This is a genomic window from Halorubrum salinarum (assembly GCF_013267195.1).
Classification (GTDB): domain Archaea; phylum Halobacteriota; class Halobacteria; order Halobacteriales; family Haloferacaceae; genus Halorubrum; species Halorubrum salinarum.
Genome location: NZ_CP053941.1, coordinates 1,054,950 through 1,069,177, shown reverse-complemented (window position 1 = coordinate 1,069,177; position 14,228 = coordinate 1,054,950). Strand labels below are relative to the sequence as shown.

General features: G+C 72.7%; 9 protein-coding genes. 2 read left to right on the top strand and 7 right to left on the bottom strand.

What is annotated here, in order from left to right; all coding sequences use genetic code 11:
- Positions 1-8: 8 nt before the first annotated feature.
- The 5 genes from HPS36_RS05425 to leuS all read right to left on the bottom strand — a co-directional run bounded on the left by HPS36_RS05425 (position 9) and on the right by leuS (position 9,459).
- Positions 9-359: a PLD nuclease N-terminal domain-containing protein gene (locus HPS36_RS05425; RefSeq protein WP_173228967.1), complete on the bottom strand. Its 351-nt coding sequence runs from the start codon at positions 357-359 to the stop codon at positions 9-11.
- 58 nt (positions 360-417) lie between these two features.
- Positions 418-1,923 carry a stage II sporulation protein M gene (locus HPS36_RS05420; protein ID WP_173228966.1) on the bottom strand — a complete coding sequence of 502 codons (1,506 nt, stop codon included), beginning with the start codon at positions 1,921-1,923 and terminating at the stop codon, positions 418-420.
- Between the two features lie 45 nt (positions 1,924-1,968).
- The gene (locus tag HPS36_RS05415; protein ID WP_173228964.1) at positions 1,969-4,884 is read right to left on the bottom strand and encodes a DEAD/DEAH box helicase; all 2,916 of its coding nucleotides are present in this window, start codon (positions 4,882-4,884) and stop codon (positions 1,969-1,971) included.
- 384 nt (positions 4,885-5,268) lie between these two features.
- Positions 5,269-6,696, bottom strand: a complete 1,428-nt coding sequence (gene kynU / locus HPS36_RS05410) for a kynureninase (protein WP_173228962.1) — start codon at positions 6,694-6,696, stop codon at positions 5,269-5,271.
- 78 nt (positions 6,697-6,774) lie between these two features.
- On the bottom strand, positions 6,775-9,459 hold the full coding sequence (gene leuS, locus HPS36_RS05405; RefSeq protein WP_173228960.1) for a leucine--tRNA ligase: 2,685 nt from the start codon (positions 9,457-9,459) through the stop codon (positions 6,775-6,777).
- Between the two features lie 130 nt (positions 9,460-9,589).
- Here leuS and HPS36_RS05400 point away from each other — a divergent pair, with 130 nt between their 5' ends.
- Positions 9,590-10,369: a creatininase family protein gene (locus HPS36_RS05400; protein ID WP_173228958.1), complete on the top strand. Its 780-nt coding sequence runs from the start codon at positions 9,590-9,592 to the stop codon at positions 10,367-10,369.
- Between the two features lie 22 nt (positions 10,370-10,391).
- On the opposite strand, the gene HPS36_RS05395 is transcribed toward HPS36_RS05400, so the two are convergent.
- Both HPS36_RS05395 and HPS36_RS05390 read right to left on the bottom strand, forming a co-directional pair.
- The gene (locus HPS36_RS05395) at positions 10,392-12,704 is read right to left on the bottom strand and encodes a hypothetical protein (RefSeq protein ID WP_173228956.1); all 2,313 of its coding nucleotides are present in this window, start codon (positions 12,702-12,704) and stop codon (positions 10,392-10,394) included.
- Positions 12,705-12,773: 69 nt separating this feature from the next.
- Complete coding sequence (locus HPS36_RS05390) at positions 12,774-13,706, bottom strand: glycerophosphodiester phosphodiesterase (RefSeq protein WP_235681743.1); 933 nt, start codon at positions 13,704-13,706, stop codon at positions 12,774-12,776.
- Positions 13,707-13,826: 120 nt separating this feature from the next.
- Between HPS36_RS05390 and HPS36_RS05385 the strand changes: the two genes are divergently transcribed.
- The gene (locus tag HPS36_RS05385; protein ID WP_173230792.1) at positions 13,827-14,225 is read left to right on the top strand and encodes a hypothetical protein; all 399 of its coding nucleotides are present in this window, start codon (positions 13,827-13,829) and stop codon (positions 14,223-14,225) included.
- Positions 14,226-14,228: the final 3 nt, after the last annotated feature.

The following is a 14,228-nucleotide window of genomic DNA, read 5'->3' as shown; positions in this document are numbered from 1 at the left end:
CGCCGGGGCTACAGGTCGACCCCGTCCGGGTCGTTCCACTCGTCGTCGTCGCCGTCGTCGTCCGCCTCCGTGCCCGCCGGACCGAGCCGCTCTTCTCCCTGCCGCGACTCGTGGACGGCGAAGCCGCCGGTGCGGCCGTCGTCGCCGCCGGCGTACGGGTCGGTCTCCGGGTCGTAGTCGCGCTCGTCGCGCTCGAACACGTACGCGAAGAAGCCGAACAGCGGGACGAAGAAGGCGATCAGCGCCCACTTCCGCGGGTCCATGCCGTACTTGGGCGCGTCGACGTACGCGTAGGCGGCGAAGCCGACGAGCCACGCGAGCGGGACGCCGACGAGGATGACGGCGACGAACGGCTCCATACCGTCGCTTCGACCGCGCGGTAATAAGGCTGCGGGCGGGCGGCAGCTCGGCCGCGGCCTAGATGAACGGCCGCCAGTAGAACGGGCTGACGAACCCCTCGATCACGGCGGCGACGGCGAACAGGATTCCGAGGCCGACGGTCACCCAGAAGGCGGTCTCCAAGGCGTCGGCGAGCCGCTCGCGGCTCGCGCGGCCGCGGAACGTCCGCCACGAGACCGCGCCGAGGTGGACCCCCAGCGCGCCCGAGGCGACGAGCGCGGGGATCTCGAAGATCCCGTGGGGGACCACGAACGCGACGAGCGCGGGGAGGTTCTCCTCTAAGGCGGCGGTGGCGCCGAGCGCGAGGCCGTTGAACGCGAGCGACGAGAGCGCGGGGAGGACGAACCCCGCCCCGGAGAAGGCGGTCGCGATCGCGACGCCCCAGTTGTTCCCGAAGTACGTCAGCGCCGCCACGGGCGGGATCTGTCCGGCCAGCCGCGACTCGATCGAGGTCGGGACCGTCTCGGCGAACGGCGCGGCGGCCAGCCAGCCGAGCGCGCCGAAGCCGACGGCCACCGCGAGCGCGAGGGCGTGGTGGCCGGGCGTCGACCGGACGAAGCTCCCGAGCGCTCGCCAGCCGCGGCGGGCTCCGCCGACGAACTGCGCCCTGACGCTGGCCTCGGGCGGCGAGACGGGGTCGACCGTGCCGCGGTAGTCGCCGTAGAGGACGGTCTTCAGCAGGTCGAGCGCGGGCGCGACGACGACCGCGCTGGCGAGCGCCACGACGGGGCCGCCGCCGAGGAACGCGATCCCGGAGGCGACCGACGCGACGGCGACCAGCGAGCCGATCGCGACCACGAGGTAGGCGGCGGCGTCGACGGGGTTCGAGCGCACGAAGCCGCCCGCGCCCTCGACCGCGCCGACGACGCCGGCGTCGTCGACGACGACGGCGACCGGCGCGAACGCGAACAGGATCCGGACGAGCGCTAAGGCGACGAACCCGACGAGCAGGGCGGCGACCGCGACCGCGGCGCCGAGGAACGGGTTCGCGAGGAACGCCGCGCCGACCGCGATCGACCCGAGCGCGACGACGGCGATCCACAGGAGGAGCTCGGCGACGTACACCCCGAGGAACGTGAGCCAGCGGGACCGCGCGCCGGCGATCCCGCCGACGAGCCCCCGCTCGTCGCGGAGGCTCGTGATCACCGCGGAGAGCTGCCCCGCCGAGACGACGGCGTACGCGACTATCGCGAGGGCGACCGAGACGAGTACGCCGGCGACGAACAGGGCTCCGACCGTCGGCGTCAACAGGGGCTCGAACGCGGGCGTCAGGCCCTCGGCCCACGCCTGAAGCGCCTCCGGGTCCTGCGTCTCCGGCGGCGGCTCGACCCCGGCGAGGGCGTCGCCGGCGGCCGCGAGCCGCCCGGAGAGTTCGAGGTGGAGGTAGATCCCCGCCAGCGCGGCGAACGTGCCGAGGCGAGCGATCACCGGGACTGCGGTCCCGAGGAGGTAGAAGGGGAGGAGCTGTGCGGGGCGGCGACGGAGGGTCGCTGTCGTTGCCGAGACGGCGGCGGAGAGGTCCATGCCCCCGCTTCGGCCGTGCCACACAAAAAAGAGCGTGTCCGGGAACTAATCCCAGAACGACTGCGTGCGCGCGTACTCCCGCTCCTGGCGGAGCACGTCGCGGTAGAACTCGTCTTCGTCCTCGCGCAGCTTGTTGATGATCCGCGCGGCGTTGTGGGGGCCGACGCCGCGGGCGGCGAGGGCGATCACCGCCCGTTTCCCGTGGGTCTGGACGAGGCTCGCGGCGCGGTGGGCCCGCTCGGTGCGGCGCTCCTGCTCGTCGTCCTTCTCGGGCGCGCGCACCGCGGCGACCGTCTCGTCGTCCCACGGGTTCAGCGCCGCGATCCGCGTCGACCCGCACTCGGGGCACTCGGGCTGGTCGCGGACGCGCCGGACCTTCGTCGTCTGCTTCCAGTCCGCGCAGTGGAGACAAAAGAGGATGACGCGGTCGTCCTGTATGCGCTCCTTGACCGTCTCGATCACGTCGGCGTCGGCGTTGTCGGGGACGAGGAACTCCGTGCCGGCGGACCGGCCCGCGGTGCCGAGCGGCGTCCGCTCGCGGGCGATCGCGAGGTCGAGCGAGCCGTCCTGGACCGCCGCGAGCAGGTCGGCGGTCTCCGGCACGGCGAGGTCGGCGTGGAACACCTCGCGGAGCGCCTCGTCGTAGACGGGCGTGTCCTCCAGGGCGGCGAGCAGGCGGTCGCCGCCGAACTTCCCTCGCCCCTCCTTGTAGCGCTTGACGGCGCCGAACTTCGCGGCGACCTGCGCGAGCGTGAACTTCAGCGCGTCCGACTTCTTCACCGCGAGTTCGAGGTACGCCTCCAGCCGGTCGGGGTCGGTCGTCTCCAGCACCTCGCGGAAGGTCCCGGGGCCGACGCCGCCGGGGACCTCGAACTCGATCCGGTACGGGTCGACGTCCATGCCGACCGACGAGCCGGCGCGCTGGCCGACCAGCGCCGCGAGCAGGCGCGCGAGGGTCTCGTTGACTTCGTGCCCGAAGGCGGCGTTGACCGCGACGGTGCGCGCGCTCCCCTCGATCACGATCCGCTCGTCCGTGGGGACCGGGTGGCCGGCGTCGACGTGGTCAACGACGGACTTCAGCGCGGCCGCGACCGTCTCCGCGTCGGTCGGGTAGCGCTCGGCGAGGTCGGCGGCGACAGCCTCGGGAGTCGACCCGGCCTCCAGCGCGGCCGCGGCCTCGCCGCGGATCCGGCCCACCTCCTCGGCGACGGGCTTCGGGACGGGGATCTCCTGGCCCACCCACGAGGGGACCTCGCCGGTCGGGTCCGGGATCGGCGTCACGTTCACGCGCTCCTCCTCCTCGTCGATCTCCGTGATCCGCCACATCTCACCGCGCTGGACGAACGTCTCGCCCGGCCCGGCGAAGTTGACGACGAACTGCTCGTCTAAGGTTCCGATACCCCGCCGCGAGGACATGTCGTACACCTCGTAGGTGGCCTCGTCGGGGATCATCGAGAGGTTCGCGTAGAAGTACTGCCAGGTGCCGCCCGACTTCTCTACGGTGTCCGTCTCCTCGTCGAGCCACAGCAGTCGGTTGCCGTCGAGCTCGCGGACGACCTCCTGGAACCGCGGCTCGGAGAGGTCCCTGAACGGGTAGGCGTCCGTGATCGTCCGGTACGCCTCGCGGGCGTGGATTTCCCCCTCGTCCATCACGAGGCCGACGACCTGGTTCGCGACCGTGTCGAGGCTGCCGTGGTGGATGTTCGCGGGCTCGACGAGCTCCTCGCCCGCCCGCCGCGCGATGGCCATCGCTTCGAGGGTGTCGTCGCCCCCCTGCGCGACGACGGTCCCCTCGGAGACGAGGTCGCGGCGGTGGCCCGCTCGCCCGACGCGCTGGAGCAGCCGGGCGACCTCGCGCGGGCTCCCGTACTGGACCACGTGGTCGACGCGCCCCACGTCGATCCCGAGCTCCATCGAGGAGGTACAGACGAGCCCGTCGAGGTCGCCCGACTTGAACCGGTCCTCCACGTCGATCCGGACCTCCTTCGAGAGCGACCCGTGGTGGAGCTCGATCTCCGTGGGGTCGTCGACCCCGCGCTCCCGCTCCTTCTCCGCGAGCGTCTTGAACCGCGAGCCGAGCGCCTCCGCGGTCTGTCGCGTGTTGACGAAGATCAGCGTCGACTCGTTGTCCGCGACGATCTCGCGGATCGTCCGCACGTGGCTCGCGGTCGTCTCGTCGACCGCGAGTTCGCCCGCGAGCGTCGTGTCGCGCTCGGTAATCGACGGGTCCAGCACGCGCACGTCGGTCCGCGTCCCGGCCGCGACCTCGACCGTCTCGAAGTCGCGGTCCCCCTCGCGGTCCGGGTCGCGCGTCCCGGTCCCGACGAGGAACCGGCCGACCTCCTCGGGGTCGCCCACCGTCGCGGAGAGCCCGATCCGCTGGAACGGCCCCGCGACGCGGCGGAGCCGCTCCATGCCGACCGTGAGCTGGGCGCCCCGCTTCGCCGAGGCCAGCTCGTGGACCTCGTCGACCACGACGTGCGCCACGTCTTCGAGCGCGGCCCGCATCTTCGAGCCCGTCAGGATCGCTTGGAGGCTCTCCGGCGTCGTGATGAGCACGTCCGGCGGGTCGTCCGCCTGCTTGGACCGCTCGTACTGCGTGGTGTCGCCGTGGCGCACCGCGACCTCGACCCCGAGGGTCTCGCCCCACCACTCCAGCCGGTCCATCATGTCGCGGTTGAGCGCGCGGAGGGGGGTGATGTAGAGGGCGGAGATCCCCTCGCGGGGCGGGTCGCCGGGCGAGTTTCGGGCCTCGGCGAGCGCGTCGAAGACGGGGAGCATCGCGGTCTCCGTCTTCCCGGTGCCGGTGGGGGCTAAGACGAGCGCGTTCCGCCCGGCCGCGAGCGGCGGGATCGCCTCGCGCTGGGGCTCCGTGGGCGTCGTGAACCCCCGGTCCGAGAGCGCCTCGCGGACCTCGCTCCCGAGGTGCGCGAACGCGTCCATGCCCGACGGTTCCGCCATTGTGTGATCGTTCTCGATTGGGCGCTCGGGCGATTAAGCCCGTCGCTATACGTGGTTTGCTTATCAATCTCGTACGGAGCGGTAGCCGTCTGCTCACACACTACCACCGCACCGGTGGCGATCTTCAAAGCCCCAGTCGCGAGGACGGCGCAGGCGACGCGAGTACCGCAGGAGCGAGCAACGCGAGCGACGAGGAGCGCGGCGAGCGTGCGCCGTCCTCGCGACTGCCCCTTTGAGTCCCACCGCACGGCTCCTCACGCCTCCCCAGCCTCGTCGCTCACTTCGTTCGCGACTCCCTCGCGCGTGCTCCTCGCGGCCGCCTTCGGCGGCCACTCGGAGGCACGCGCCACCGCAGTTCGGTTTATAAATAGCCGTTCGCGCCGATCACGTCACGCCGCCCTCGCTCGTCGCGTACTCCTCGTGCGCGCCGCCGTCGAGGATCGACTCGATCTCGTCGACGACCTCCAGCACGTCGGCAAAGGAGGTGTACGGGGCCGCGGGACAGACCCGCACCACGTTCGGCGGCCGGAAGTCGACGACGACGCCGCGGTCCTTGAGCGTCGCGCTCAGCCGCTCCGCCTCGGGGTGTTCGAGGGCGACGTGCCCGCCGCGGGCGTCGCGCTCGCGCGGCGTCCCGACCGAGACCGCGGGGAGCCGGTCGTCGACCAGGGCGATCAGGAAGTCGGTCAGGGCGAGCGACTTCTCGCGGAGGCGCTCGATCCCGGCCTCCCGCAGGAGTTCGACGGCGCCCTCCAGCGGCGCGGCCGCGAGCAGCGGCGGCGTGCCGATCTGCCACGCACCCGCGGAGTCGGCCGGCGTGTAGGTCATGTTCATCTCGAACTGCGTCGCCTTCTCGTGGCCCCACCAGCCGGCCAGCGCGGGCGTGACCCTGTGGTGCCGCTCCGCGACGAACAGCGCGCCGATCGAGCCGGGGCCGGCGTTGAGGTACTTGTACGTGCACCACACCGCGAAGTCGACGCCCGCCGCGTCGAACTCGTGGGGCACGGCGCCCGCGGAGTGGGCCGCGTCGAAGCCGGCGTACGCGCCCGCCTCGTGGGCCGCCTCGGTGATCCGCTCCACGTCGAACAGCTGCCCCGACCGGTACAGCGCGGTCGGCATGAAGACGATCCCCACGTCGTCGTGCGCGTCCAGCGCGGCCTCGACGTCTCCGGGGTCGATCGTCCGCCCGTCGCGGCTCGGCACGACCCGGAGCTTCTCGTCGGGGTCGATCCCCCGCTGGCGGAGTTGGGCGCGGATCGCGTAGTGGTCCGAGGGGAAGTCGAGCTCGTTGACGAGAATCGCGGGGTCGACCTCGGTGTCGCCGCCCGGCGCCCACTCACCGTCGGCGCGCTCGAACCCCTCGCGGTCCGGGCCGTTCCCGGCCAGCAGCTCGTCGAGGAAGGTGCCGACGAGGGTGTGGATGTTCACCGTGATCGAGTTGCCGACGACCACCTCGCTCGGGTCGGCGCCCACCAGCGGCGCGAGCGCGTCGCCCAGCCGCTCGCCCACCTCGAACCACGGCGGGTCGGCGTCGGTCCACCCCGCGATCAGCAGGTCGCGCCACTCGTCGACGACGCGGTCGAGGCTCGCGAGGGCGGCGTCGCTCGCGGGGCCGAGCGAGTTGCCGTCCATGTAGAGCAGGTCGTCGGGGATCCGGTACCGGTCCGCGAACCCGGTGAGCGGGTCCGCGTCGTCGAGCCGGGCGGCGAGGACGGCGGGGTCGGCGCCGTCCGCGTCGCCGTCGTCCGGGCCGCCGCTACCGAGCCCCTCGCCCGCGAGCGCCTCGCGCGCGGGAGCGTACGGGTCGTCCATACGGGAAGGGACCGCGCCGGCGACTAAGCGTTTCCGGGGTCGGCCGCGCCCGCCGGATCCCTCGCCGGGCGTCGGCCGCTACTCGACGATGTCGATGGCGGGGCGGCCGGGCTCCGCCTTGCTGACCACGCCCTCGTCGGCGTCCGCGGCGCGCTCGACGCGCACCGGCGCGTCGAACTCGCGCTCGATCAGCCACGCGGCCGCGCGCAGGGCGTCGTACTCGGCGTCGCCGTCGAGGGTCTCGCGCAGCGCCTCGCGGTTCGCCTGGAGGTCCTGGCCGTACGAGGCGGCGTCGTCGCCCCGCTCGCGGATGTGGCTCTCGGCCATCAGCTCCGAGATCAGGTTGTCGGCGTCGCTGTCGATCGCGATCTGTAGGGCGTCGTACTTCCAGTCGGGGGCGACGACCACGTCGATCCGCTCGGGGTCCTCGATCCCCGCCACGTCGACGATGTCGCGCACGTCCTCGCGGGTGTTCGCCACCAGCCGGCGCCGGCGCTCGACGGTGTCGCGGTCGACGCTCGCGGTCGGCCACTCGGCCTCGGCGACGAACCCGTCGCGGCCGAGCGTCTCCCACAGCTCCTCGGCCAGGTGCGGCGCGACCGGCGCCAGCAGGCGCACGGCCACGTCCAGCCCGCGCTCGAAGACGGCCGGGTGCGGGTCGGCGCCCTCGCGGTAGCTCCGGAGGGTGCGGACCAGCTCCTGGGCCTCCCGCAGCGCGACGTTGAACGTCAGGTCGTCGTACTCAGCGCCCGCGATGGCGACCGCGGCGTCGGTCTCGTCGGCGACGTAGTCGTCGATCTCGTCGCGGTCGGCGGCCTCGGCGTCGCCGTCGCCGGCGAGCGCCACCTCGCCCGTGGCGTACGCCTCGACGAGGTCGCTGAGGCGGGTCAGGAAGCGGTGCGTGGAGCGGACGCCCTCCTCGGACCAGTCGAAGTCGCGCTCGGGCTGGGCGGCCTCCATCATGAACAGCCGCGCGGTGTCGGCGCCGTACTCGTCGACGATCCGCTGGGGCGAGACGACGTTCCCCTTCGACTTGGACATCTTCTCGCCCTCCAGCTGGACCATCCCCTGCGCCAGCAGGTTTGTGAACGGCTCGCGGTGGTCGAGGCCCTCCTCGTCGGCCAGCACCTTCGTGAAGAACCGCGAGTACAGCAGGTGCATCACGGCGTGCTCGATGCCGCCGACGTACTGGTCGACCGGCATCCAGTCGTTCGCGCGGTCGAGGTCGAACGGGGCGTCCGTCAGATCCGGCGAGACGTACCGCAGGAAGTACCACGAGGAGTCGACGAACGTGTCCATCGTGTCCGTCTCGCGGGTCGCGGGCCCGCCGCACTCGGGGCAGGTCGTCGCCTGCCACTCGTCGGCGGCGTCCAGCGGGTTGCCGGTCGTGTTGATGAACTCCGGCAGCTCGACGGGCAGGTCCTCGTCGGGCACCGGGACCGCCCCGCAGTCGTCGCAGTTGACGATCGGGATCGGCGTCCCCCAGTAGCGCTGCCGGGAGATGCCCCAGTCGCGCAGGCGGTACTGGGTCGCCTCGCTCGCGCCGTCGGTGTCTTCCGTAATCCGCTCCCGCGCGGTCTCGCTGTCGAGACCGGTGTACTCGCCGGAGTCGATCACCACACCGTCGTCGGTGAATGCTTCCTCCGTCACGTCGGGCGCGTCGGGGACCGTCTCGCCGTCCCAGTCGTCCGGTTCCGGCGCGATCACGGGCCGGATCTCGACGCCCTTCTTCGTCGCGAACGTGTGGTCGCGCTCGTCGTGGCCGGGGACCGCCATCAGCGCGCCCGTCCCCACGTCCGAGAGGACGAAGTCGGCGACGTAGACGGGGATCTCCTCGCCCGTGACGGGGTTGGTGGCCGTGAGGCCGGTCTCGACGCCGTTCGGCTCGTCGCCGTCGGGGTCGGCCTCCTCCTCGATGAACCGCCGCACGTCGTCGTCCTCCGCGGCCAGCTCCTCGGCGATCGGGTGGTCGGGCGCGACGGCGAAGAACGTCGCGCCGTGGATCGTGTCGATCCGGGTCGTGAACGCGGTGACGGGGCCGTGTCCCTCCACTTCGAAGTCGACCTCGCTCCCGTACTGGCGCCCGATCCAGTTGCGCTGCATCTGCCGGACGGAGTCGGGCCACCCCTCCAGCTCGTCGATGGCCTCCAGCAGCTCGTCGGCGTACTCGGTTATCTTCAGGAACCACTGGTCGAGCTCGCGGGTCTCGACGGGGGTGTCACAGCGCCAGCACAGCTCCGCGTCGCCCTCGACCTGCTCGTCGGCGAGGACGGTCTCGCAGGAGGGACACCAGTTCACCTCGGCGTCGCGGCGCTCCACCAGGCCGGCCTCGTGGAAGCGGCGGAACAGCCACTGGTTCCAGCGGTAGTACTCGGGGGTACAGGTGGTGACCTCGCGGTCCCAGTCGTAGCCGAACCCCATCGACTTCATCTGCCCGCGCATCGTGTCGATGCAGTCGAACGTCCAGTCGCGGGGGTTCGTGTCGCGCTCCTTGGCGGCGTTCTCGGCGGGCAGCCCGAACGCGTCCCACCCCATCGGGTGGAGCACGTCGTCGCCGCGCATCCGTCGGTAGCGGGCGTACGCGTCCGTGATGGTGTAGTTGCGGACGTGCCCCATGTGGAGCTTCCCGGACGGATACGGGTACATCCCGAGGACGTACGTCGGATCGTCGGCGTCGTCCGGGACGTGGTACACGTCTGCGTCCTCCCACGCCTCCTGCCAGCGTTCTTCGACCGTCGCGTGGTCGTATCCCTCCTGAGACATCTGCTTATATACTCGTGGTCGGTTCGGCGTCGTATAGCTTTCCATCCACTGGTGGCCCGTGACACACCGCCCCGCGGGCGGCGAGCGGCCGCACCGCTCGCGTTTTATCTCCGCCGTCCGACGCAGCGGTATGTCCGACACGAAGCCCGGATCGGGACGCGTCGCCGAGATGACGTGGCCGGAGATCGAGGCCGCCTTGGAGGAGACCCGGACGCTGCTGGTGCCGGTGGGCAGCACCGAACAGCACGGGCGCCACATGCCCCTCGGCGTCGACGCGTACATGCCGGAGGCGATCGGCGAGCGCGTGATCGCGCGGAGCTCGGCGCTGCTCGCGCCGCCGGTTTGGTACGGCGTGAGCCCGCACCACACGTTCAAGCCGGGGACGTTCACCGTCTCGACCGAGACGTTCCAGCGGTACCTCTTCGACATCTGCGCCTCCGCGAGCGAGTGGGGGATCGAGAACGTCCTCCTGCTGAACGGCCACTACCTCGCACAAGACCCCGAACTGGAGGTGGTCGTCCGGCGGCTCCGCTCCGAGCGCGACGTGTGGGCGTTCCACGTCCCGCTCGTCAACGTCTTCGCCGACGTCGCCGAGGAGGTCCGAACGGGCGAGGTCTCCTTCCACGCCTCCGAGTTCGAGACCAGCATCATGCTCGCGCTGTTCCCGGAGCTGGTCCACATGGACCGGGCGGAGAACGTCGACCCGCCCGCGGAGTCGCTGCCGCTGACCGACTACGACGCGCTCGGGGAGAACGAGGTCGGCTGGTCGCTGACGGCGAGGGACATGGGGGAACTGACGCCCGCCGGGAACATCGGCGATCCGACCGTCGCGACCGCGGAGAAGGGGGAAGCGCTCGTCGAGTCGGCCGTCTCCGACATCTGCCTCCTCGTCGACGAGCTCGCGGAGTAGCCGGGCGAGCGCCGACGCCGCCTCAGAGCTTGTCGGCGTTCTGCGCCTGCTCGACGCGCTTCGTCGCCTGTTCGACGCGCTTCCCGGTCGCGTTCGCGAGCCCGGGCGGGAGGCCCTCTCGCGCGGCCGCGAGGCGCTCCTCGATCCGAGCGATCCGGTCGGCGACGTTCGCGAGCTGTCGCTCCGTCCCCTCGGCGTCGCCCTCCCGGGCCCGCTCCTCGGCCCGTCTCGCTTGGTCGACCGCCGCGGCGAGCGCCCGTTCGAGCCCGTTGACGGCGTTCGACGGGCCGCCGCCGGAGCCGCCGCCTCCGTTCCCGGAGTCGCCGCCCCCGGAGCCGCTTTCCCCGCCGTCGTCGCCGTCGCTGTCGCCGTCGCCTCCCACCGCCGCGACCGCGGCCCGGGTCTCCTCGGCCACGTCGGCGACGTAGCCGGCCAGCGGGGCCGCGCCCGTCTCCGGCCGCTCGATCCGGATCGGGTCGGGCCCGCCGGCGTCGCCGTCACCGTCGCCGGCCGACACCGCCGGGTCCGGATTGACCCGGTAGGCGCCGACCTCGTCGTCGGCGTCGCGGACCTCGGTCGTGTACGCGCCGCCGGCGTGGACGTAGGCCGCGTCGCTCCCGTCGATCGCGGAGTCGTAGATCCGCCCGGCGAAGTCGTCCTCGATCGCGGTCCGGGTCAGGTCGACGTCGCTGTCGGCGTCCGACAGCTCCACCTTCCGCGCGTCCTCGCGGGCGACGAGCGGGATCTCGCCGTCGACGCCCGCGGTCGTCACGGGCTCGTCCGCCGAGACGGTCAGGGTCTCGCTGTGCGGCGCGCGCCCGGCGCCGTTGACCGTGACGCGGTGGTCGCCCTCGGGGACGCCGTTCGCGACCGCGACGCCGCCGGCGAACGTCGGGACCGCCTCGGGGTCGCTCTCGATCAGGACGAACGACTCGACGCTCGACCCGGTCGTCGTCAGCCCCTCGCCGTCGGGGGCCTCGTCGCTCTCCGTCGCCCGCGTGACCCGGGCGACGACCGAGTCGAGGGCCTCTGCGGCGCCGTCGCCGAACGAGGGGTCGTCGGCGATCGCGTCGTACCGGGCCGCCATCTCCGACCGGTGGTTGCCGGCCGTGATGTCGAGCGCGGGGTTCTCGTAGCGGGGCTGGTCCCACGGGACGCCGGTCGTCGTGATGTGGCTCGCGACGGCGTCCTCGACGGCCTGCGGGACCGCGAACTCGAAGCTGAGCTGCGGGCCGGTGAACGCCGAGATGCCCTCCAGCTCGGCGCTCTCGATGAGGTCGTACTCGACGACCGACTCGGCGGCCTCCTCGGCGAGCGCGGCGTCCTCGCCGTCGGCCGGGCGCTCGGCGTGCCGGAAGGCCACCCCCGTCTCGCGGAGCGGGAGGTCGGTCGGCGGCGAGCGCAGCGCGTCGAGCGAGCGGATCGTCAGGGCGCCGTCGACGAGCGACCCCTCGCTGACGGCGGGGAGGTCTGGGTGGTCGTAGATCGGTTCCCCCTCGTACTCGGGGACGACGAAGGGGAGCCGCGCCCCCTCGTCCCGGGGGAGGCCGTACGCGATCGGGATCCCGAGGAGGTCCTCGACGGTGTCTATCGTCGTGTTCGTGATGTCCGCGAGGAGCCCCTCCTCGCCGACGCGCTGGAAGGTGTCCGCCTCCTCGTTGACCGAGAGCGTGCTGGAGTGCGAGCCGAGCTCGGGGAGGATCCGCGGGACCACGTTCGGGTCCGGGTCGAGGAACTCGTTGTTCGGGACGCTGCGGGAGTGCGAGCTGGCGACGTACAGCTGGGGGTCGCCCGTGTCGAGGTCGACGAACACGTGGAGCACCTCCCAGTCGTGCCAGTGGAAGTTCGCCGTGAACTGGTCGAACGCGGAGTAGAACCAGAACTGGACGACCGCGAGCGGGGAGTCCTCGTACCGCATCCCGTTGTAGAACACCGTCGGGGCCGGCGGCTCGCCCGCCTCGTCGTACCGCTCGTGGTAGCCGTTGAACGCCTCAAACCCGTCGACGACCGTCTCGCCGTCCTCCTCGACCGTGTACGGCCGCGGGTCGGTCGGGAACCACGGCTCCGCGGCGTCGAAGTACAGCGTCGGCGCGAACTGCGCCGCGAGCTCGTCGAGCCGGTCCGACTCCAATTCGATGGTCGCGGCGTCGTCCGGCTGCGAGCCCGAGCAGCCGGCGACCGCGGCGCTCCCGGCGCCCGCGAGCGCGCCGAGGACCGTCCGGCGGTCGACGCCGGTCGCGGTCGTCCCGTCGGACGCTTCGTTCGATTCGCCGCCGAGCGCTCCGCCCCGGTCGCCCCCGGCCGCGCCGTCGCCGGCGTCGGAGTGCCGATCCATTCCGTGGAACCATGAGAGCCGGACGAATAACCTTTCTGTCGCCCCTGCGCCGCTCTTTCGTCTCGGTTGTCACGTCTCGCGGCGGCCGCGGGAGACGTCCGAGACGACGGCGTCGACGCCGGCGGCCGCGACGGCCTCGTACTCCCGGACCGACGCGACGGTCCACGGCAGCACCCGCAGTCCGGCGTCCCGCGCCCGGGGAACCAGGTCGGTCCCGAGACACAGCTCGTACCGCGGCGAGACGGCCGCACACCCCAGATCGGTCGCCGTCTCGATCATCCCTGCCACGTCCTGCGGCGGATACGCCCACTGGGGCGGCGACGCGCCGCCGACCGGTCCCGGAACCAAGGGTCGGAGGGCCCGCGCCGGGACCGACTCGCGGACGCCGTAGACGGTCGGCACCGCCGGGGCGGCCGCGGCCGCCGCCTCGATCACCGCCGGGTCGTCGGCGGCGACGGCGACGCCGTGGTCGCGGTCCGCGCCGGCCGCGACCGCGTCCGCCGCGACGCCCCGCTCCTTCAGGTCGAGCATGACCCACGCGTCCGCCGGGGCGGCGTCGAGCGCGTCCGCGAGCGTCGGCACCGGCTCGCCGGACCCCTCGACCGAGAGGGCCGCGAGCCGCTCGTACGGCGTCTCGCTCACGCGCCCGGTCGCGTCCGTCACCCGGCCGAGCGTCGCGTCGTGGAAGGCGACGAGCTCGCCCGTCCCGCAGCGGCGCACGTCGAGCTCGATCCGGTCGGTCGTCGCCGCGGCCGCCTCGACCGCCGCGACGGTGTTCTCCGGGTTCTCGGCCGCGAAGCCGCGGTGCGCGATCAGGGGCGGGTCGGGGGCGCCGCGGTCGCCGTCGGCCCCGGTCGTCTCGTCGCCGTCGCGCCCGGCGCAGCCCGCGAGGGCGGCGGACCCCGCGGTCGCCGCCCCGCCGACCGCGAGCGACCCCCACCGCCGAAGCACCGCTCTGCGGGACGGGGCGGTCGCCGCGTCGGGGGCGCTGGGGTCGGTCACGGGGCCGTCCTCGTGGGGCAGTTCGGCCCCGCGGACAAAAGTTCGCGGTCGGCGAGGCTCGGCCGGCGACCGCGCTCGCCCGGGAGAAGGTATTTGCGGCCGGCACCCCGATTCCGGGGCATAGACGGGAAGCAGGCCCTCTACTACGCGGCGATCGCGATCGCGGTGCTCGTCGGAGTCAGCGTCGTCGTCAGCGTGGTCTCGGCCCTTTTGGGCCTCGTGTCGGCTATCATCTCCGGAATCGTCACGCTCGCGGTGCTGGCGGGGCTCGCGTACGCCGCGTACAAGGCCGGTTCGTGGCTGCTCGGCGACGGCGACGCGGTCGGCGGCGAAGCCCTCGACTCGATCGGGTCCTCGTCGTCCGCCTCCGCCGACGCCGCGACGAGCCGGCAGGACCGCCTCCGCCAGCAGTACGTCGAGGGACAGATCAGCGAGGCCGAGTTCGAGCGCCGCATCGGCGAGGAGTTAGAGACCGAGGAGGTCGACGACATCGACCGCGAGCTCGAACGCGAGCGCTGAGGA